The sequence below is a fragment of the Marinobacter xiaoshiensis genome (assembly GCF_031631795.1).
GTDB classification, from domain to species: Bacteria; Pseudomonadota; Gammaproteobacteria; order Pseudomonadales; family Oleiphilaceae; genus Marinobacter; species Marinobacter xiaoshiensis.
Window position 1 is genome coordinate 366,488 of record NZ_JAVMBO010000017.1, and the last position, 19,354, is coordinate 385,841.

17 protein-coding genes are annotated in these 19,354 nt (G+C 54.6%); 2 read left to right on the forward strand and 15 right to left on the reverse strand.

Going from position 1 to position 19,354, the window contains the following annotated elements; all coding sequences use genetic code 11:
* Positions 1-47 precede the first annotated feature (47 nt).
* Positions 48-1,397 (forward strand): selenoneine synthase SenA, encoded by a 1,350-nt coding sequence (senA, locus tag RKA07_RS13515; protein ID WP_310966554.1) that lies wholly within the window; start codon positions 48-50, stop codon positions 1,395-1,397.
* An 8-nt stretch (positions 1,398-1,405) separates the two neighbouring features.
* Here the strand turns inward: senA and RKA07_RS13520 are convergent, their stop codons facing one another.
* The 12 genes from RKA07_RS13520 to RKA07_RS13575 all read right to left on the reverse strand — a co-directional run bounded on the left by RKA07_RS13520 (position 1,406) and on the right by RKA07_RS13575 (position 15,131).
* Complete coding sequence (locus RKA07_RS13520) at positions 1,406-2,989, reverse strand: cation:proton antiporter family protein (RefSeq protein ID WP_200369732.1); 1,584 nt, start codon at positions 2,987-2,989, stop codon at positions 1,406-1,408.
* Between the two features lie 98 nt (positions 2,990-3,087).
* The gene (locus RKA07_RS13525; RefSeq protein ID WP_200369731.1) at positions 3,088-4,035 is read right to left on the reverse strand and encodes an alpha/beta fold hydrolase; all 948 of its coding nucleotides are present in this window, start codon (positions 4,033-4,035) and stop codon (positions 3,088-3,090) included.
* Positions 4,036-4,143: 108 nt separating this feature from the next.
* The gene (purD, locus tag RKA07_RS13530) at positions 4,144-5,436 is read right to left on the reverse strand and encodes a phosphoribosylamine--glycine ligase (RefSeq protein WP_200369730.1); all 1,293 of its coding nucleotides are present in this window, start codon (positions 5,434-5,436) and stop codon (positions 4,144-4,146) included.
* A gap of 48 nt (positions 5,437-5,484) precedes the next feature.
* Positions 5,485-7,065, reverse strand: a complete 1,581-nt coding sequence (purH, locus tag RKA07_RS13535) for a bifunctional phosphoribosylaminoimidazolecarboxamide formyltransferase/IMP cyclohydrolase (protein ID WP_200369729.1) — start codon at positions 7,063-7,065, stop codon at positions 5,485-5,487.
* Positions 7,066-7,150: 85 nt separating this feature from the next.
* Entirely contained in the window at positions 7,151-7,468 is a 318-nt protein-coding gene (fis, locus tag RKA07_RS13540; protein ID WP_200369728.1) for a DNA-binding transcriptional regulator Fis, read from the reverse strand.
* Positions 7,465-8,463 carry a tRNA dihydrouridine synthase DusB gene (dusB, locus tag RKA07_RS13545; RefSeq protein WP_417538755.1) on the reverse strand — a complete coding sequence of 333 codons (999 nt, stop codon included), beginning with the start codon at positions 8,461-8,463 and terminating at the stop codon, positions 7,465-7,467. Before dusB ends, fis begins: the two co-directional genes overlap by 4 nt.
* 224 nt (positions 8,464-8,687) lie before the next feature.
* Complete coding sequence (locus tag RKA07_RS13550; RefSeq protein WP_310966555.1) at positions 8,688-9,959, reverse strand: DUF3426 domain-containing protein; 1,272 nt, start codon at positions 9,957-9,959, stop codon at positions 8,688-8,690.
* 73 nt (positions 9,960-10,032) lie between these two features.
* Positions 10,033-10,929, reverse strand: a complete 897-nt coding sequence (gene prmA, locus RKA07_RS13555) for a 50S ribosomal protein L11 methyltransferase (RefSeq protein ID WP_200202163.1) — start codon at positions 10,927-10,929, stop codon at positions 10,033-10,035.
* Positions 10,930-10,957: 28 nt separating this feature from the next.
* Positions 10,958-12,304, reverse strand: a complete 1,347-nt coding sequence (gene accC, locus RKA07_RS13560; protein ID WP_200202162.1) for an acetyl-CoA carboxylase biotin carboxylase subunit — start codon at positions 12,302-12,304, stop codon at positions 10,958-10,960.
* Positions 12,305-12,321: 17 nt separating this feature from the next.
* Positions 12,322-12,783, reverse strand: a complete 462-nt coding sequence (gene accB / locus RKA07_RS13565) for an acetyl-CoA carboxylase biotin carboxyl carrier protein (RefSeq protein ID WP_200202161.1) — start codon at positions 12,781-12,783, stop codon at positions 12,322-12,324.
* 27 nt (positions 12,784-12,810) lie between these two features.
* Positions 12,811-13,251, reverse strand: a complete 441-nt coding sequence (gene aroQ / locus RKA07_RS13570) for a type II 3-dehydroquinate dehydratase (protein WP_200202160.1) — start codon at positions 13,249-13,251, stop codon at positions 12,811-12,813.
* Positions 13,252-13,517: 266 nt separating this feature from the next.
* On the reverse strand, positions 13,518-15,131 hold the full coding sequence (locus RKA07_RS13575) for a diguanylate cyclase (protein ID WP_200202159.1): 1,614 nt from the start codon (positions 15,129-15,131) through the stop codon (positions 13,518-13,520).
* A gap of 223 nt (positions 15,132-15,354) precedes the next feature.
* On the opposite strand from RKA07_RS13575, the gene RKA07_RS13580 reads away from it, so the two are divergent.
* Positions 15,355-16,407: a DUF2333 family protein gene (locus RKA07_RS13580; RefSeq protein ID WP_200202158.1), complete on the forward strand. Its 1,053-nt coding sequence runs from the start codon at positions 15,355-15,357 to the stop codon at positions 16,405-16,407.
* A gap of 69 nt (positions 16,408-16,476) precedes the next feature.
* Here the strand turns inward: RKA07_RS13580 and ppa are convergent, their stop codons facing one another.
* The 3 genes from ppa to rpiA form a co-directional block, all read right to left on the reverse strand.
* A complete protein-coding gene (ppa, locus tag RKA07_RS13585; RefSeq protein WP_200202157.1) occupies positions 16,477-17,004 on the reverse strand; it encodes an inorganic diphosphatase in 528 nt (175 codons plus the stop codon).
* 266 nt (positions 17,005-17,270) lie between these two features.
* On the reverse strand, positions 17,271-18,410 hold the full coding sequence (locus tag RKA07_RS13590; protein WP_200202156.1) for an acyl-CoA dehydrogenase family protein: 1,140 nt from the start codon (positions 18,408-18,410) through the stop codon (positions 17,271-17,273).
* Between the two features lie 137 nt (positions 18,411-18,547).
* Entirely contained in the window at positions 18,548-19,228 is a 681-nt protein-coding gene (gene rpiA, locus RKA07_RS13595; RefSeq protein WP_200202155.1) for a ribose-5-phosphate isomerase RpiA, read from the reverse strand.
* Between the last annotated feature and the right edge of the window lie 126 nt (positions 19,229-19,354).

Below are 19,354 nucleotides of genomic sequence, written 5' to 3' on the forward strand. Positions count from 1 at the left end.
CTGTGAAAACGAAACAAGCTTGAGGAATCATGATGGAGGCAAAGCCAATGCACAAAGCTGAATTGCTGGCAGAGCTTGAGAACACGCGAAAGCGAACGCGGGAGCTCATTACATCGCTGGGCGAACAACAGCTTGATGTGCCATATCACCCAGGTGTTAATCCACCACTGTGGGAAATGGGCCATGCCGTTTTTTTCTATGAAGTGTTTGTGTTCAATCTTCTGGACGGCGACGCCAGTTTTGACCCTTCCATGGACGATCTGTGGGACTCGTTTCATATTGATCATCCGGATCGGTGGCGCCGGGACATGTTTCCCGGCCTTGAAAAGACCCTGGCCTACTTCGACCATGTGTACGAAAAAATGGCCCAGCGCATTGAACAAGCACAACTGAGCGATCAGGAGGTCTACCTGTTTCGCTACGCCATCTATCACCAGAATATGCACATAGAGTCGTTGGTATGGTGCCGCCAGACTGTTGGGTACGCGTTACCACCCGGGGCAACCTTTGAGCGCCCGGCGCCGGGTGAGATGTCTGCCAACCCAAAGCAATCGGATGCCTTGGTTCCAGCCGGCGATTGGCTGATAGGCATGCCGGGAGATTCCGGGCACTACGCAACGGAGGATTTTGCGTTCGATGCCGAAAAGCCTCGCCATGTTGTGAGCCTGAATGAGTTTGCGATATCCAGGTGCCTGGTGAGCAATTATGAGTTTATGGGGTTTGTTGAAGACGGCGGTTACCAAAGGCCCGAGCTCTGGTCCTTTGGTGGTCAGAAATGGCTGCGAACGGAAGTTGATATGGCGCTGGCTCAGGGCTTGCCAGAACCAATGCTGCAAACGCCAAAGCATCCGGTTTATTGGCGCCTCTTCGAAGGCCGGTGGCGAGAGCGTCTGTTCGATAAATGGCAACCTCTGAACCCCGATGCGCCAGTTTCCCATGTGACTTATTGGGAGGCCGAAGCCTATTGCCATTGGGCGGGGCGGCGGTTGCCTACAGAGCAGGAGTGGGAAGTGGCGGCGCTTGGCAATCGCAGCGGTGAGGAATTTCGTAAATTCCCCTGGGGTAATGAACTGCCGGATTCCAGGCGCGCTGATATGAACGCGAGCGGCATGGCCCAGAACCCGGTGGCGGATTATCCTGATGGCGCCAGTCCTTTCGGCTGCCGGCAGATGATCGGCACCCTATGGGAGTGGACCAGTAGTCAATTTCTCCCCTACGACGGCTTTCGCATCGACATGTACCCATTCATGTCCACGCTTCAGTTCGGGGATCACAAGGTCAGCCGTGGAGGCAGTTGTGCCACGTCATCCAGTCTCATTCGTGGTACCTACCGTCAGGCGTACCTGCCGCAGAGAAACGATGTATACACGGGCTTCCGGACCTGTGCCTTGAGCTGAAGCAGGCCTCAGCTCGCCTTGTCTGAAACCGGCGCGGGCATGGTGCCCGGGGAGCGTTCAAGAAGATGACTGGCCAGAGCCACACCTGTCTCACTCATGGTGAGATAGGCCTCGTCAGCGCCGGCTTCGCAAATGCTCCTGGCTTCGTCTTCGAACATGGAATGGGCAACAATGTAGCCAGTAAAACCATATTTCCGTAATTTTTTTGCAGCGATCAGCTTTGCTTCTATATCGCTCATGGCAAGAATGACAGCGTCCAGCGAAGGCATGTGTAGTGCTTCCCAAAAGGTTTTATCTTCAGCGTCGGCATAAACTACGTTCCGCCCCTCTTTCTGGTGCCGCATCACTTTTGCAAGGTCAGAATCCAGCCCCATCAACCTTGCCTCTGAGATTTTCAGCCAGTCATAAGCCGCTGTGCCTGTACGCCCCATGCCCATCACAAGAACCCGGGTGTCACCTAAAGAGATGGGCAATTCATCAGGGTGACGTTGTTTGCTCTCGAAGGGTACAAGTCGATTACTCAGCCGGTCATACAGTGGGTGAGCAAGCCGGTTCAGTGGTGCAGAGATAAGGAAAGAGAGGGCAACTGTAATGGCCAAAGGCACCAGCCACTCCGGCAGCGCAATACTGGCAACGATCAGCCCGAACTCACTGTAGTTGGTGAGTGCCAGTGCGGTAAGAAAGCCACTGCGGGCGCGCAGGCGGAACAGCAACATCAGGAAAAAGAACAGCATGCCCTTTATGGGCAGCACCAGAGCGGCCACCACGGCAAAAATAATGGCGTTGGTATCGGGCAGGCCGCCTATGCCGATTTGCAGAAAGAAGCCAACCAGGAAGATTTCCTTCACGCTCCAGAGAGACTTTGCCAGCTCCTGGCTACGAGGATGGTTGGCAAGAATAGCACCGAATACCAGAGCGCCCAGTTCTGAGCTAAGCCCGACGGACTGAAAGCCCAAACCGCCGATAACCAGAGCGAGCAGCAACCCCAGAAGAACCAACAATTCATCGTGCCCACTGGCATCCAGCAGTTTGTATAGCAGCGGCCTTAGCAGTGGTAAACCAAAGACAATCAATGCCCATTCTGAAGGTGTCTGGCCTGCCGCCAGGCTCATTACCAGCAGTGCGATCAAATCCTGCATGATCAGAATGCCGATGGATACCCGGCCGTGAAAGGCCCTTAGTTCGCGCTTGTTTTCCAGTACCTTCGCGGCCAACACAGTCGATGAGAAAGACAGGGCAACAGCCAGCATAAATGCTACGTACCAGCTTACGTCCATCAGCAGATAGAGGCCGGGGGTAAACACGAAGCAGGTGATGGCAAAGTGCAGAAGACTGCCGCCTATGACTTCCGGGCTGATAACCGATTTGAGTTTAAGCTTGAGGCCCACGGTGAACAGCATGAGCAGAACGCCCAGGTGAGCTATATGCGCCAGTACCGCTGTGGGTTCTGCAGAAATGCCAATAGATGGACTGGAGGCAAGGCCACTGAGCACAAAGCCGGCTGCCAGATAGCCTACCAGTGGTGGCAGGCCGACAGACTTGATCAGAAGGCCAAGGCCGAATGCAAAAGAAATCCAGATAGCTTCAGGCATGGGAGGTTCTTTAAGGGAAAAATTAGCTTCCGTGTAAGGCTACCTTGTTTTCCCCAACCGTTGAAGACAATAACGGCACAACCTCTTGCCCAATTGACTTAGTCGGCTTTTGATATGAAGGGTTTGGCGAATTCAAGGAACAGACGTGCAGATTCTTCGGGTGCCTCGATCATTGGCGCGTGACCAATGCCTTCCAGTATCTCAAGCTGTGAGCCGGGAATCGCCTTCTGAAAGACAGCGCCATTGCGGTAGTCAAGTATGCGGTCTTCTTTACCCCACACTATGAGAACGGGGGATTCTATGCGTTCAATGGCATTGCGGAAATCCGGGGTAAAGCCAACTTCTTTTATGGCGGCAAAGATTACTTGGTTCACTTCTTGATTGGCGATGGCTTTTTCTTCCATAACACCCAGAATCGGCCAGGGAACAAAAGGCCTTTTTTCAAGTGCAAAATCCATCAGGCGATCGAAATCTCCAGGCTTGCCGGGTATAAGCGGGTTGTCGCCTGCGAGCACCATGCCCACCATTTCGTTTTCATAATCCAGGATGCCCGCGGGGTCGAACAGCACCGCTGATTTAATTTGTTCTGGGTGGGTGGCGGTGTAAAGGGCGGTAATGCCGCCGCCCATGGAGTTGCCCATCATATGCATCTCGTTGATGCCCAAGGCTTCAAGAATACCGGCTAGGTGGGCGACCTGCTCTTCAAAACGGTATCCCAAATCCAGCGGTTTACTGCTTTCGCCGTGGCCTGGAAGGTCTATGGCGTAGACATTGAAACTGTCGGTGAGCTCTCGGGCGATGCGTGTCCAATTGTCTTTGTTCGCGCCAAAACCGTGTACCAGAACAATGGTATCACCGTTGTTTGCTTCGGCGTTTCGCAGGTACGCGATCTCCAGGTCACCCACAGTGATATTGTCTGCTTCAAGGCCGGCAGAGGCGCGCTCAAAGCCAATGGCTGTTTCATAGATGCCCTGGCGGGAGCAGGCGCTGAGCAACATCACAGATAAAAGCAGAGCAACGGCAGTAAAATGGGATTTTTTCAGCATGTGGGGCGAATCCAGGTTGTTTGTATTTTGTGCCGGCTGGGCGACTGCATGTACATTACTCTATAAAAAAGCCCGGACATTGGCCGGGCTTCAGTATGCAGTGCGTCGTTATGATCCTTCCCGCGCGATCGCACGATAGGCAATGTCCTTGCGATAAAATACGCCATTCCAGTGTATTTTTTTCGCGAGTGCGTAAGCCTTCTGTTGAGCTTCCGTAACGCTATGGCCCAGCGCGGTTGCGCAGAGTACCCGACCGCCATTGGTAAGCACTTGGCTACCATCCTGGCTCAGGCTGGTGCCAGCATGAAACGCCTTCTCACCTTCGGTGTCCGTTACCGGCAACCCGGAAATAACATCGCCTTTGTTGTAGTCGCCAGGATACCCGCCTGCGGCCAGTACAATGCCGACTGCGGCGCGCTCGTCCCAGTCTGAACTGCATTCATCCAGTTTTCCGTCGATAGCCGCCTGGCAGAGCGCAACAATGTCTGACTTCATGCGCAGCAGGATTGGCTGGGTTTCCGGATCGCCAAAACGGCAGTTGAATTCGATAACCTTCGGGGCTCCGTTGGCGTCTATCATCAGGCCCGCGTACAGGAAGCCCTTGTAAGGAAGGCCTTCAGCAGCCATGCCGCGCACAGTTGGGTAGATAACTTCATCCATAATGCGCTTGTGCACTTCAGGGGTTACCACAGGCGCCGGAGAATAGGCTCCCATGCCACCTGTATTCGGGCCGGTATCGCCGTCACCAACGCGCTTGTGATCTTGTGAGGTGGCCATAGGCAGAACATTCTCGCCATCCACCATTACAATAAAGCTGGCCTCTTCGCCCTCAAGGAACTCCTCAACCACAACACGGCTACCGGCTTCGCCAAACGCGTTGCCTGCCAGCATGTCTCGAATGGCATTTTCTGCCTCTTCAAGGGTCATTGCGACGATAACGCCTTTGCCGGCGGCCAGGCCGTCAGCTTTGACCACAATAGGTGCGCCCTGTTCACGAACGTATGCCAGAGCTTCATCTATATCGGTGAAGTTTCCGTAGCCGGCTGTCGGGATTTTCTGACGGGCAAGGAAGTCTTTGGTGAAGGCCTTCGAGCCTTCGAGCTGTGCTGCGTCGGCCGTGGGGCCAAAGACGCGCAGGCCGCGCTCTTCAAACAGATCCACAATACCGGCAACCAGCGGTGCTTCCGGGCCAACGATGGTCAAACCTACGTTGTTGTCGGATGCGAATGTGGCTAAGCCTCCAATATCCAGAGCATCTATGTTGACGTTCTCAACGCCCGGCTCGCGAGCAGTACCCGCATTACCAGGTGCTACAAACACTGTGCCCACGCCCGGAGACTGGGCTGCCTTCCAGGCCAGGGCGTGTTCGCGCCCGCCACTGCCGATTACCAGAATATTCATATCTTACTGCCCCGTAGGTTTAAAAAGAGCTGTTATAAAGTGGTGTCATCAGTGCCGGAAATGGCGCATGCCAGTGAAGACCATAGCGATGCCGTGTTCGTTGGCAGCGTCGATGACTTCCTGATCCCGCATGGAACCACCGGGTTGGATCACCGCAGTAATGCCAGCTTCGGCGGCCGCATCAATGCCATCCCGGAACGGGAAAAACGCATCGGAGGCCATAACCGAGCCCTTCACTTCCAGGTTCTCATCGGCAGCTTTGATGCCGGCAATGCGGGCACTGTACACGCGGCTCATCTGGCCTGCGCCCACACCGATGGTGCGGCCCGAACGGGCATAAACGATGGCATTGGACTTAACGTACTTAGCCACTTCCCAGGCAAACAGCAGGTCGTTCAGTTCGTGTTCGGTTGGCTGGCGGGTGGTTACGACTTTTACGTCGGCCATAGCCACCATGCCCAGGTCACGATCCTGTACCAGAAGGCCGCCTGTAACGCGCTTGTAGTCCATGGACTGGGCGCGTTCACCATTCAGATCACCACAGGCCAGTAGCCTCACGTTCTTTTTGGTAGCTACCAGTTCTACCGCTTCTGGTGCGACGCTTGGTGCAATGATGACCTCAACAAACTGACGATCAATAATTGTCTTGGCGGTTTCTGCATCCAGTTCCCGGTTAAAGGCAATAATGCCGCCGAACGCCGAGGTGGGGTCGGTAGCAAAGGCCAGATCATAGGCCTGAAGAATATCCGCACCGATCGCAACACCGCAGGGGTTGGCGTGCTTGACGATTACACAGGCCGGGTCTGCAAAAGGTTTGACGCATTCCAGAGCCGCGTCTGTATCTGCCACGTTGTTATAGGAGAGCTCTTTACCCTGAAGCTGCTTTGCCGTGGCAACACTGGCTTCCTTCGGGTTGCGCTCGGCATAGAAGGCCGCGCGCTGGTGCGGGTTTTCACCGTAACGCATGTCCTGCACTTTTACATACTGGGCATTAAACGTGCGGGGGAAATCAGCGTTGTCGTTATCGGCGGTGCGGCCACCCAGGTAGTTGGCGATAGCGCCGTCATAGCCTGCGGTGTGCTCGAAGGCTTTAACGGCCAGGTCAAAGCGCGTGGCATGGGTGAGCTGACCATCAGTGTCATCCAGCTCTTGCAGAATGCGGCTGTAATCAGATGCGTTGACCACAATGGCTACATCATTGTGGTTCTTGGCTGCGGCGCGAACCATTGTTGGGCCGCCGATGTCGATGTTTTCAATGGCGGTTGCAAGGTCGCAATCCGGATCAGCGACGGTAGATTCGAACGGATAGAGGTTAACCACAACCATATCAATCGGGTTTATACCGTGCTCACCCATGATGGCGTCGTCGGTGCCTCTGCGGCCTAAAATGCCACCGTGAATTTTCGGATGCAGGGTTTTTACCCGGCCGTCCATCATCTCCGGGAACCCGGTGTAGTCGGAGACTTCCGTAACGGGAACGCTGTTTTCTTTCAGGAGGCGGAACGTGCCTCCGGTGGAGAGCAATTCGATGCCGCGGTCGGTAAGGGCGCGGCCGAACTCGACGATGCCGGATTTATCACTAACGCTGATGAGTGCGCGACGGACGGGGGTATTAGCCTGGTTTGCCATGGGGTCACATTCTTCACTTGGGGTGAACGAACAAGGGCCTCGCGAAGGGTGTCCGGGAGGCCCTCTTCAAGTCAGGGTGTCTCGATTATAGCAGTCCGTACTGCTTGAGCTTCTTGCGCAGGGTTCCGCGGTTCAGGCCTAGCATGGTGGATGCTTTGGTCTGATTGTTGCGGGTGTACTTCATTACCTGCTCCAGCAGCGGCGCTTCCACTTCCGAGAGTACCAGCTGGTAAACCTCTGTAACGGGCGCTCCATCAAGTTGGGCAAAGTAGTTCTTCAGAGCCACTTCAACGTTATCGCGCAGGGTAACGGTGTTGCCGCTGCTATTCACCGTTTGCAACTGGTGTAGATCATCGTTGGCTGGGGTGTTCAAGGTGTTTTGTACCAAAGTCTCAGCGGTCATGCTGCGAATTCCTCTCCATTTCGTAAGCCTGAAAAATACTGTTGGATACTGTCTTTCTGCTCCAGCGCGGTGTCGAACGCGTTGAAGCGACTGCGGAACTGTTTGTCCGTGTCGTGGGACTGCAGGTACCAGCCCACGTGTTTTCTGGCAATACGCACGCCCATGAGTTCGCCGTAAAAGCTGTGCAGGGCAACCAGGTGTTCGCTTAATATCTTTTCCACTTCATTCAGCGGGGGCGCTGGCAAGTGTTGTCCGGTTTCGAGGAAATGCAGTATTTCTCTGAAAATCCAGGGACTACCTTGAGCCGCACGGCCAATAAGCAGGCCATCGGCACCGGTATATGCCAGAACTTCACGTGCCTTTTCCGGTGATGTGATGTCGCCATTGGCGAAAACCGGAATGCCAACACTGGCTTTAACTTCAGCGATGGTGTCGTACTCTGCATCGCCGTTGTACTTGTCGGCGCGGGTGCGGCCATGAACGGCCAGCGCCTGAATGCCGATATCCTCTGCCATGCGGGCTATTGCTGGGGCGTTACGGTAGCTTTGGTCCCATCCGGTACGCATTTTCAGGGTAACGGGTATGTCCACGGCACTGACCACTGCTTCCAGAATTTCTCTAACCAGGTGCTCATCTTTCATCAACGCAGAGCCGGCGGCTTTGTTGCATACCTTTTTAGCCGGGCAGCCCATGTTGATGTCGATTATCTGGGCACCGGATTCGGCATTAAGCCGCGCCGCATTAGCCAGCATTTCCGGGTCACCACCCGCGATCTGGACAGACCTTGGTTCGGGCTCCCCTGCATGATCCATGCGGGTTCGGGATTTGCGCGTATGCCAGAGCTTGCTGTCTGCTATTACCATTTCCGAGACCGCCAACCCCGCGCCCATCTTTCGGCAAAGCAGCCGGAATGGTCGATCTGTTACACCGGCCATGGGCGCAACAATCAGCGGATTGGGCAGCGTGTACGGCCCGATTTTTGCCGTCGGCAACATGGTTTGAACCCGTATCACAGCAGAGAATGCAAAAGTCGGAGTGGTACGGTTGTTTAATAAATAACCGATGCCAGTTCCGAAGGGCGCTAATGATACCGCCGGGGGCACTTTGATTGAAGGGGCAAGGGAGCGAAAAAACTGATTATTTTTCGCTCTTTTTGGTTGACTTTTGTTCTACGGGGTGGCGAGTGGAGTGCCTGCCGGGTGATCTCCGGCAGGTTCGCTCAGGGGGTGTAGGGGCGGAAAATTATATTGTAATTGACCGCGTCGCGACCTGGGTCGCGAATGGTGATGGCTATGCGCACAGGGGTTTCCACGGGCATGATGTCGAGTTCTTCAGCTTCGCCGGCAAGGTAGTCCGAAGGAGTGAAAATACTTTGGGCAACGACGTCTCCGTTCAGGTTGGAGAAGGTCAGAGCAATGGCGGGGAAGGGTTGCTGAAATACTGCCCGGTTGATGATGACTGCGTCTACCACCAGTTGGTTTCGGTTTTCCGGATCGGTGCGAACGACTAACTTGCGGCTCTGAATAGCCTCAACATTGATCAAAGGCTTCAGCTCGCAACCTGCCAGTTCGCAGCCTTTTTCATAGAATGGTCGTAGTTCGGGTATTGCAGACAATCGGTCAAATTGGAACCAGGTGACTTGCGCAACCAGAACCCCGATAAGGCCAAGCACAATGACAGACCAGGTCAGGGTGCGGAGCCAGCTTTTGTTGCCTCCGCCCATGGAAATCGGCTCGTGTCGGAGATCCCCAAAGGGTGCGCCCGCTTCAAAGGGCTCCTTTTTAGCTTGGTGTCCGCGATCTGGATCTGGCTCATGCTCATTGGCGAAGGACTCAAGCGCCGGATCGGCCTGCTCATCAACAAAGAAGCCAGAAGGATCTTCTTGCTGGAGTTCCTGGGGGGGGTCTGTAGGGCTGTCGTCTTTTTCTGGCTCAGCTTCTTCAGCCAAAGGTTCAGGCTGTGGCTTTGATTCTGAGGGTACTTCTGTAGCAGTCTCAGGGCCGGGTTTTGCGGGATCGGCTGGAGCGTCGTCTTCCCGGAGGATCGCTTCGGCCCAGCTTTCATCAACATCCCCAGTGGGGTCGTCATCGCTGGTTTCATCCAGCGATGACGGATTTCGGTCGTCGAAGCTACGGAAGCTGTCACTCAGTTCGTCATCCGAGAACGTCAGTTTTGTGCCGGCATAGCGCCCTTCTTGAGCATCTTCTTCGGGGTTATCCGCGAAGATGAAGTCATCTCCCGAGGTGTCGCTGACGAAGCCGCTGGCGGACTCTTCAGATGATTCACGCTCCGGAGGCGTTTTACTGCCTGTAACCGAGGGTGCTTTCTGGGTGCCGCTTGTGGCACTTGCTATCTTGTGCTCAATCGCGTTGAAAACAGCCATGCAATGACCACAGCGCACCTTTCCCTTGGCAAGGCCAAGCTGCTCATCGGTCACCCGGAAGCGGGTATGACATTTTGGGCATTCGGTTTGCAGACTACTCTGGGCCATGCTTTGTTCCTGAAAGCGACTGAGCTATGAACTGAAATACGAGTTGGGAGTTTAGTCTTTAAGACAGCCTCCGTCATCTGTCATTGCGCCGTCCTGTGAGGCGTACCCACTCTTCGCGCTGTGCTGGCTCATCCATAATAAACCATGGCTCGTAAGCAGCCATTACCGAGCGGGCCTGGTAAGAAAGAATGCCCGAAAGTACCAGGTCACCCCCGGGGTTTGTCAGCTTGGCCAGATGAGGCGCAAGGCCAATCAGCGGTTGTGCAAGAATATTGGCCAGCATTACATCGGCTTTGCCGTCTGGCTCATTTTCAGGAAGGTACAGATCCAGTCTGGCTTCGTCCACACCGTTGCGACGGGCGTTTTCACGACTGGCTTCGAGTGCCTGGGGGTCGGTGTCTACGCCGGTAACGTGATTGGCGCCAAGAAGCAGAGCTGCCAGGCCGAGTATGCCCGAGCCGCAGCCATAGTCGATTACCTGCTTGTCTGTAACATCCGCACCATCCAGCCACTCCAGGCAAAGGGCAGTGGTGGGGTGCGTGCCTGTGCCAAAGGCCAAACCTGGGTCCAGCATCAGGTTGGCGGCATCCGGATCCGGAGCTTCATGCCAGCTTGGCACTATCCACAAGCGCTCGCCGAACTGCAGCGGATGAAAATCGTCCATCCAGGCGCGCTCCCAGTCTTTGTCTTCTACCAGGGTAACGTCTATATCGGAGAGTGATTGTTGGGTTTGCTGGTGCCAGGCATTGCGTATGTCTGAGCACAGCTGGTCTATATCGCGGTCGGCTTGAAAAAGCCCGGTAACGGTGGTCTGGCTCCACAAGGGTGTGGTGCCGTGGTCGGGTTCGTAGAGCGGTTGATCGGCTGCGTCTTCCATGGAGACGGCATCAGCGCCCATCTCCATAAGCAGATCTTCAAGCTGATCCGCGGTCTCGGGATCAGCTGGGATCTGAAGTTGTATCCAGGGCATAGCTCTTCCTGCATTGCGATGCAGGAGGTTAGTCCCGCATCAGTTTCTCAAGGTAGTGGATGGTGAAGTCTACCGTTTTAAAGCCGCCATCGCGTACCAGTTTCCGATGCAGAGGCTGATTGGTTTTGATGCCCTCAATCAACAGCTCGTCCAGAGCGATCTTCATACGCCGGCGGGCCACCTGTCTATCGTCGCCCCAGGTGATCAGTTTGGCAATCAGGGAGTCGTAAAACGGTGGAACGGTATAGCCACTATACAGGTGGGAATCTACTCGCACACCGTAACCTCCAGGAGCGTGAAAATATTTCACCTTTCCGGGGCTTGGCACGAAGGTATTCGGATCTTCCGCGTTGATGCGGCACTCCATTGCATGGCCCCGGATCTGGATATCTTCCTGCTTGTATTGCAGGGGCAGGCCGCTGGCAATGCGCAACTGCTCACGAACAATGTCGACACCCGTGACCATTTCGGTGATCGGGTGTTCTACCTGAACCCGGGTATTCATTTCGATGAAAAAGAACTCACCGTCCTGATACAGGAATTCAAAGGTGCCGGCGCCGACATAGCCAATCTCTTTGCATGCATCTACACAGGCTTTGAGTGTGCGCTCGCGGGCTTCCGGGTTGATGTTGGGCGCGGGCGCTTCTTCTATCACCTTCTGGTTACGGCGCTGGAAGGAACAGTCACGGTCGCCCAGATGAATACAGTTGCCGTGCATGTCGGCCAGAATCTGAACTTCAACGTGGCGTGGCGTTTCAAGGAACTTTTCCAGATAAACCGTGGGGTCGCCAAAGGCATTTTGAGCTTCGGTCTGTGTTATCTGCACGGCCTTGAGCAAGGCAGCCTCGGAGTGAACTACCTGCATACCGCGACCACCGCCGCCGGAAGCGGCCTTGATCATCACCGGATATCCGATTTTGCGTGCCACTTGCAGAGTGCGCTCGTCGTCGTCGGTCAGCGGGCCGTCAGAGCCCGGCACGGTCGGAACACCAGCACGAATCATTGCGTTTATGGCAGACACCTTGTTGCCCATCAGGCGGATGGTTTCTGCTCTGGGGCCGATAAAGCGGAAACCGCTTTTCTCGACCTGCTCGGCAAAGTCCGGGTTTTCTGCGAGAAAGCCGTAACCAGGGTGTATGCCTACGGAATCGGTTACTTCAGCAGCACTGATAATGGCTGGAATGTTGAGGTAACTTTCCAGAGGGCTGTTGGGGCCGATGCAAACAGATTCATCGGCAAGGCGAACGTGCATCAGGTCGCGGTCAACCTGTGAGTGAACCGCGACGGTCTTGATGCCGAGTTCTTTGCAGGCACGCAGAATCCGGAGGGCTATTTCACCCCGGTTTGCGATCAGAACTTTTTCTAACATGGCCATGAGTAGCTATCACCGGTTCAGGAAATGATTAACAGCGGCTGGTCAAATTCCACGGGCTGACCGTTTTCAACCAGAATTTCTGTAATCGTGCCGCTCTTGTCGGCTTCGATCTGGTTCATCATTTTCATGGCTTCTACGATGCAGACGATGTCGCCCGCTTTTACTTGCTGGCCAATCTCTGCAAAGGCGTCGGCAGTGGGAGAAGGCGCCCTGTAGAAGGTTCCAACCATGGGGGAGCGTAGCGCATGTCCATTGTGGACGGGTTGCGGTGCACTATCTTCCTGAACCGGGCCCGGGGTCTCTGGTGCCGGCGCATACTGCGGTGCTGGTGGAGCGTATTGGCTAATGTACTGGGTACCGGAAGCCTGTTCACGACGCCGGGAGATGCGAACAGAATCATCTCCTTCATGAATCTCAATCTCTTCGACGTCAGACTCTTCGATGAGTTCGATCAGTTTCTTGATTTTGCGAATATCCATAGTCAGTCCAATCCCGTTGTATCAGGTCTATCGGTGAATTCGTTGCATGGCGGCCTGAAGGGCGAGTTCGTACCCCTGGCTGCCTAATCCGCAGATAACGCCTACGGCGATATCAGAAAAATACGAATGATGGCGGAAGGCTTCCCGCGCATGCACGTTGGAAAGATGCACTTCTATGAACGGGATTCCTGTGGCCAGTATGGCGTCCCGTAAGGCAACACTGGTATGAGTGAAAGCGGCAGGATTGATAATGATGAAATCCACGCCCTCTGCCCGGGCTTCGTGGATCCGTTCAATCAGTTCGTATTCGGCATTTGATTGCAGGTGCAGCAGGTGATGGCCCTTTTCGGCGGCTATCCCTCGTAACCGGTCATCAATATCTGCCAGTGTCTCGTGGCCATAAACCTCTGGCTCGCGAATACCGAGCATGTTGAGGTTGGGGCCATGGAGCACGAGAATTGTCGACATGGTTGCGTCTGCCTTTTTCACTTTATAAACAGAATCGCCGAATTTAACGGCATTTTCCACCCATGGTGTGTGCTTTTATTCTTCAGATCAACACTTTTTGACAATGTTGCATGCTAGCGATCGGCCACATCCCAGAGGCTGGAGGCGCCCGCATGTTCTTTTTGCTGATACTTATCATTGTCGTTAACGGAGGAGGGGACTTCTATACGACGATGGTTTCATACGGGCAGCCTTGTGTGGGCTGCCCGGTCAGTTGCCTGAGCTGATCAGCTGTCGGCCAGGGTGACGCAATTACGCCCGCGTTCCTTGGAAACGTAGAGCGCGCGGTCGGCACGTTCGCATAGAGTATGGGCGGGGTCATTATTCCATGCAGCCACGCCACAGCTGAAGGTAACATTAAACTCCCGGTCACCGGCAGGCTGCTGAAGTTCGGCAAAACGCTCCCGGATTTCATTCAAAACGTTGCGCGCATCGCTTGGCCGGGTATTGGGAAGAATGATGGCGAATTCTTCGCCACCAAAACGGCCAATATGATCGGTTTTGCGCAGGCGCTGTTTGAAAAACATGGAGAGGCTGCGAATAACACGGTCGCCAATGGGGTGGCCGTAGGTGTCATTCACCTTCTTGAAGTAATCAATATCGATCATCGCAAAGCACAGTGACTGGCCTTTTTGCCTTGCGCGTGCGATTTCCTGATCCAGCAAATACAGGGTGTGAGTGTGGTTGTAGAGCCCGGTGAGACTGTCGCGGATCATCAGCGCCAGGAGAGAACGTGCGCGACGGCCGCGGTTATGGAGTGTGGCAATCAGGTGTTTGGGGTCTACGGGCTTGGTCAGGAAGTCGTCGCCGCCAAGGCTCATGGCGTGCAACTGTTTGGTGACATCTTCTTCGCCAGAAAGGTAGATAATCGGCACGCTGTGAAACCGGTCTTGCTGCCGGATAACGCGCGCAATCTCCATGCCGGTGCAGCCAGGCATGTACATGTCGAGGATGATGATCTCTGGTGAGAATGTGTCCAGTGCGTGAATGATTTCCATGGGATCGGTAATGATGTGGGCAGTCATGCCCGCTTTTTTGAGAACCGTTTCCATGAATTTGGCCTGTGCCCTGGAATCGTCCAGAACAAGTACCCGGTAAGGCTCCACAGTATTGCCGTGGGTGTAGGTTTCAATCTTCTCGATAAGCTGGCCCGGATCAACCGCAGGGTAGAAGAACTCTTCGCCGCCGCAGCGGGAGGCGCGCAGACGGGTTTCAATGGTGCCGTCTTCGTCGCTCATGAAAATAACTGGAACAGGCGTGTCGTGCCGCTCTTGCAGTTGCTCGATGGTGGCTATGCCGGCGTTCGGGGCACCTCCGAAATTTACATCCATAAGGATGGTTTCGGGCTTATGCAGGGCGCAGGCTTCGGTCAGTTCTTTAGCCGAATTGAACGCCGCAGCACGAAAGCCGAAAAACTCAAGCTGACGAATTAACCTGTTAGCCATCTCGGAGTTGGTGAGTGCTATGTATACCGGGGTGCGCCGGAACTGGTGAGGTGCTTCTGTGTCACTGTGGTCGGTTCGTCTCAGGGTACTTCGTGCAAGTGCGTCAATGGCATCCTGGAGCTGTAGCTCCGTGGCGTCGTCTGGTGCAGTCTCGCCCGACCAGTTTGTTACAGCCTTGAGAATCTGGTTGCCGGCTTCCGCATGGTCTGCCATCTCAAATCTTTGGGCATAGCGCACCAGTTTGTCGGATGCGGCCTGGAACTCCTCGCGAAGCGCGGGAAATGATCCGCTGTTGGCATTAATCTTCTGCCAGGTGTCCAGTACAACCCGGGCCTGAGTGGTCACGCGGCGTGCAAAATGCTGCCTGAGTTTTTCTTTCTGGCTTGCGTCGCTCATTATTCTCGGGGCTGCCTCTTTTCATTATGGGCCGTCCTTCAGGGCGTGGACGTTTTTTCCAACTTTAGTCTGTTTTTGGAGTCTATAGTGTTTAGAGTTGTGGGCGTAGGTTGCACCATGTAATTGTTTGTGAATTCTGAGGTGTGTATATAGAAAGCGCCATGGGTTAGGATCCATACAGACCGTAATGCAGTCAATTAACAGACAAGGGGCTTAACGTAATATGCCAGGCAAAATCAGACAGTATTTCAGAGACAAGAAAGAAGACGCTCAGGATTTTGCCGGCAACAACGGCGTGATCGGCAAATTTGTAGCTGTTGTCTTGCTGGTATATTTGCTGGTAACGGTTGTACTGGGGATCTATTGGAGCAGTGAGCCCGAGGCCTTCTCTGTGCGTGAGCATACGCGGGCAGTGGCCAATGAAATGCAGCGGGAACCCATAACCGGCTTTGCTACAACGGTAACCATGATCCGTATAGCCGAAACGCTTCTCGATAAGCCAGGTGGCTACCTGTCCAACGATATATTTCCCCCGGGGCTTTGGCTGGATAACCAGCCCAACTGGGAGTACGGCGTGCTGGTGCAGCTTCGCGACCTGTCTCGGGCCATGCGTAAGGACATAAGCCGCTCTCAGAGCCAATCTGCGGAAGACCCGGATTTGATCATAGCGGAGCCCCAGTTTCACTTTGACAGCGAGAGCTGGGCTATACCCTCCACAGAGGCGGAGTATCGTCGTGGTATTGCCGCGCTGAAGCGTTATCTTAATCGGCTGTCCAGCCCGGAGCAGGCAAACGCCCAGTTCTTTGCCAGAGCCGACAACCTGAGCAACTGGCTTGGTGATCTGGAAACCCGGCTGGGCAGCCTTTCGCGCACACTTGGTGAGAGCGTTGGTAAGGCATCGGTGTCAGAAGCGGTAGCCAATGTGGATGCAGACAATCCGCTGAACGAAGAAACCGGTGGCGGCGATATCAAAACCGACTGGACCAAGATTGACGATGTGTTTTATGAGGCTCGGGGCAGTTCGTGGGCGTTGTTGCATATTTTCCGCGCGATTGAAGTGGATTTCCGCAAGGTTCTCCAGGACAAGAATGCTATTTCCAGCGTGAAGCAGGTAATCATTGAGTTAGAGGGTGCCCAGGGCGAAATGTGGAGCCCGGTTATCCTCAACGGCAGTGGGTTTGGGGTTCTGGCGAACCACTCGCTGACGATGGCGGCTTACCTTTCCCGCGCTAATGCGGCAATTAGTGATATGCGGGATCTGCTGTCACGAGGCTAAGCCAGAGGCGTTTGTTCAGGCATAAAAAAACCGGGCTTTTGCCCGGTTTTTTGCTTTCTGCAGATCAGATCAGCCTTGGTAAGCTTTGATCGAATCAACAATGGCTTGTTTGGCTGCAGCAGCGTTGTCCCAGCCTTTTACCTTGACCCACTTGCCTGGCTCAAGTGTTTTGTAATTTTCAAAAAAGTGGCGGATCTGGTCGCGCAGCAGAACAGGCAGGTCGTCGATTTCGTGAATGTCCTGGTACGAGTTGGTCAGCTTGCTGTGGGGTACGGCTACCAGCTTGGCATCGCCACCGGCTTCGTCGTCCATATTCAGCACGCCTACCGGGCGGCAGCGGATCACTGAGCCCGCCTGAAGCGCGTAAGGGGTAACAACCAGAACGTCCAGCGGATCGCCGTCTTCACCCAAGGTGTGAGGGATAAAACCGTAGTTGGCTGGGTAGAACATAGGCGTTGCCATAAAACGGTCTACCAGCAGAGCGCCCATGTCTTTGTCGAGTTCGTACTTGACCGGGGAGCTGTTAGCCGGGATTTCGATGGCTACGTAGATGTCTTCTGGTGGGTTTTTGCCCGCAGGGATATTGCTGAATTGCATGAGAGTTCCTTCCTGATACGTTAGGTTCGTTTAACTGTGCTTGAAAAGTGAGCGCAATTATACGGGACTCTGCAGGCATTCGAAACTAAACCTTGGTTGGGGGGCTTTAGTGCACGCTGCCCTCTGCCGGTAGTGCCCAAAAAACGCCCGTAAATACTTCCCTGTAGGGCTCGGTCGCGCCATCCTTGGCGCTCCACGTTTTTGGGCAGTACCGGCAGAGGGCAGCCCGAGCATTTGAGCAAACCTGATTTCGACGTGATCGAAGCCTACAGCCGGATCTGTTTGGCAATTAGCTCCTTCATGATTTCGGTGGTTCCGCCGCCAATCGACAAAATCTTGGTATCCCGATATAGCCTATCCACTACAGATTCCCGCATAAAGCCCATGCCGCCAAAAAGCTGCACCGCTTCCCTGGTGACTTTTTCGCAGATATCCACTGAGAAATTCTTTGCCATGGCCACCTGTTTGATCGGGTTTTTGCCAGCCTGCATCAATGCTGCGCAGCGGTAGGTGTATTCACGAGCCACGTCGATCTGGGTGGCCATGTCGACCAGTTTGTGGCGAGTTACCTGGAAACCGGAAACCGGGCGGCCGAATGCCTGGCGCTGTTTTACGTACTCCATGGCCGCTTCGTACGCCAGCTGTGCGGTCATGTAGGCCATGACGGATAAGCTGAGGCGCTCCGCCAGGAAGTTGCTCATGATGGCTATAAAACCCGCGTTCTCTGCGCCGATCAGGCGGTCTGCAGGTACTCGGCAGTCTTCAAAGAACAGCTCAGCGGTATCACTGGCCCACCAGCCCATCTTTTTAAGCTTGTTGCCATTGGAGAAGCCGGGCATGTCGCGGTCGATCAGTAGCAAGCTGATGCCAGCATGGCCTTCGCCCCCGGTTCTTACGGCTACGGTGAAGTGGTCGGCCCGTGTGCCGCTGGTGATGAAGGTTTTGCTGCCGTTCACTATGTAGTGATCGCCATCTTTTACCGCGCGGGTTTTCAGATTGGCTACGTCGGAGCCGCCGCCCGGTTCAGTGATCGCCAGCGCAGAAATTTTATCGCCACTTAGAATCGAGGGGACAATCTGTTCCCGGATTTCTTTTTTAGCCCACTTGGCAACCGGTGGCAAACCAATGTCGAGAGAGCCAATGCTGGCAACAAAGCCGCCAGATGTGGAGCGCATAAGCTCTTCGGAAACCGCTACTTTCAGGAAGATGTCCCCTTCACCAACACCGCCCAAGGCCTCCGGGAAACCAATGCCCAGCAGGCCAGCATCCCCGGCTTTTTTGTAGATCTCGCGGGGAAACTCGCCGGCTTCTTCCCATTCATCGATATGAGGAAGTACATGCGTAGAGATGAATTTGCGCGCGCTCATGCGTGCCTGTTCATGGGTTTCATTGAAGTAACTGGACACGGTGGAACACCTCTATATTTGTATTTGGCAGGCCTTAGTGTCGCTCAATTTTTAGCACCAAGCAAGCGCTTGGTTTGGAGTCTGGCAGGCATAAAAAAACTGGCATGTAGCGCCAGTTTTTCGTGGGGTGGCGGGGATCAGGTGTCTTTGCGAGGAATGCTCTGAACGCCGGTGCTGGTGCCCAGCAGCAACAGATCTGCTGGGCGACGGGCAAATAAACCGTTAGTGACAACGCCCACTATATTGTTCAGCCGTTCTTCAACCTGAATCGGGCGGGAAATATCCATGTTATAAATATCCAGGATAATGTTGCCGTTGTCAGTGGTGAAGCCGTCCCGGTAAACGGGGTCGCCACCCAGTTTGACGATTTCGCGGCCAACATGGCTCCGTGCCATGGGAACTACCTCTACAGGTAGCGGGAATTCGCCCAGTACGCCGACCTTTTTGGATTCATCGGCAATGCAGATGAATGTCTTGGCGACCTCCGCCACGATCTTTTCGCGGGTGAGTGCGCCACCACCGCCTTTGATTAGCTCAAGGCGTTCGTTGGTCTCGTCGGCGCCGTCAATATAAAACTCCAGTTCGCCGGCACCGTTCAGGTCATACACAGGTATGCCGTGGCTTTTCAGGCGCTCTGCCGTTGCTTCTGAGCTGGCGACAGCGCCGTCGAATTCGTTTTTCAGATCTGCGAGCATGTCGATAAAGAAGTTGGCGGTGCTTCCTGTGCCTACGCCAATAATACTGTCACGCTCCAGGCGCGGTGCAATGTAATCCACAGCCGCTTTGGCAACGGCTTTCTTTAGTTCGTCCTGGGTCATTAGGCGCTCCGGGGGGCAAATCGAATGAGTTCGGGGTCATTATAGCGCTTAAGAGCCGCCTGCTTATAGACGACTGTGGTGCAAACTTCCTACACTGTGGGTTTTCTCCGACCATTCATCCAATCA

Bases quoted from the DNA above. Each gene is read 5' to 3' on its own strand.
- fis (WP_200369728.1), bottom strand. From the start codon at position 7,468: ATGACCGCTGAGACTTTGGTACAAAACACCTTGAACACCCCAGCCAAC.
- RKA07_RS13520 (WP_200369732.1), bottom strand. From the start codon at position 2,989: ATGCCTGAAGCTATCTGGATTTCTTTTGCATTCGGCCTTGGCCTTCTG.
- rpiA (WP_200202155.1), bottom strand. From the start codon at position 19,228: ATGACCCAGGACGAACTAAAGAAAGCCGTTGCCAAAGCGGCTGTGGAT.
- dusB (WP_417538755.1), bottom strand. From the start codon at position 8,463: ATGTTGCCGACGGCAAAAATCGGGCCGTACACGCTGCCCAATCCGCTG.
- ppa (WP_200202157.1), bottom strand. From the start codon at position 17,004: ATGCAATTCAGCAATATCCCTGCGGGCAAAAACCCACCAGAAGACATC.
- accB (WP_200202161.1), bottom strand. From the start codon at position 12,783: ATGGATATTCGCAAAATCAAGAAACTGATCGAACTCATCGAAGAGTCT.
- RKA07_RS13525 (WP_200369731.1), bottom strand. From the start codon at position 4,035: ATGCTGAAAAAATCCCATTTTACTGCCGTTGCTCTGCTTTTATCTGTG.
- senA (WP_310966554.1), top strand. From the start codon at position 48: ATGCACAAAGCTGAATTGCTGGCAGAGCTTGAGAACACGCGAAAGCGA.
- purD (WP_200369730.1), bottom strand. From the start codon at position 5,436: ATGAATATTCTGGTAATCGGCAGTGGCGGGCGCGAACACGCCCTGGCC.
- accC (WP_200202162.1), bottom strand. From the start codon at position 12,304: ATGGCCATGTTAGAAAAAGTTCTGATCGCAAACCGGGGTGAAATAGCC.
- RKA07_RS13550 (WP_310966555.1), bottom strand. From the start codon at position 9,959: ATGGCCCAGAGTAGTCTGCAAACCGAATGCCCAAAATGTCATACCCGC.
- RKA07_RS13580 (WP_200202158.1), top strand. From the start codon at position 15,355: ATGCCAGGCAAAATCAGACAGTATTTCAGAGACAAGAAAGAAGACGCT.
- aroQ (WP_200202160.1), bottom strand. From the start codon at position 13,251: ATGTCGACAATTCTCGTGCTCCATGGCCCCAACCTCAACATGCTCGGT.
- RKA07_RS13575 (WP_200202159.1), bottom strand. From the start codon at position 15,131: ATGAGCGACGCAAGCCAGAAAGAAAAACTCAGGCAGCATTTTGCACGC.
- purH (WP_200369729.1), bottom strand. From the start codon at position 7,065: ATGGCAAACCAGGCTAATACCCCCGTCCGTCGCGCACTCATCAGCGTT.
- prmA (WP_200202163.1), bottom strand. From the start codon at position 10,929: ATGCCCTGGATACAACTTCAGATCCCAGCTGATCCCGAGACCGCGGAT.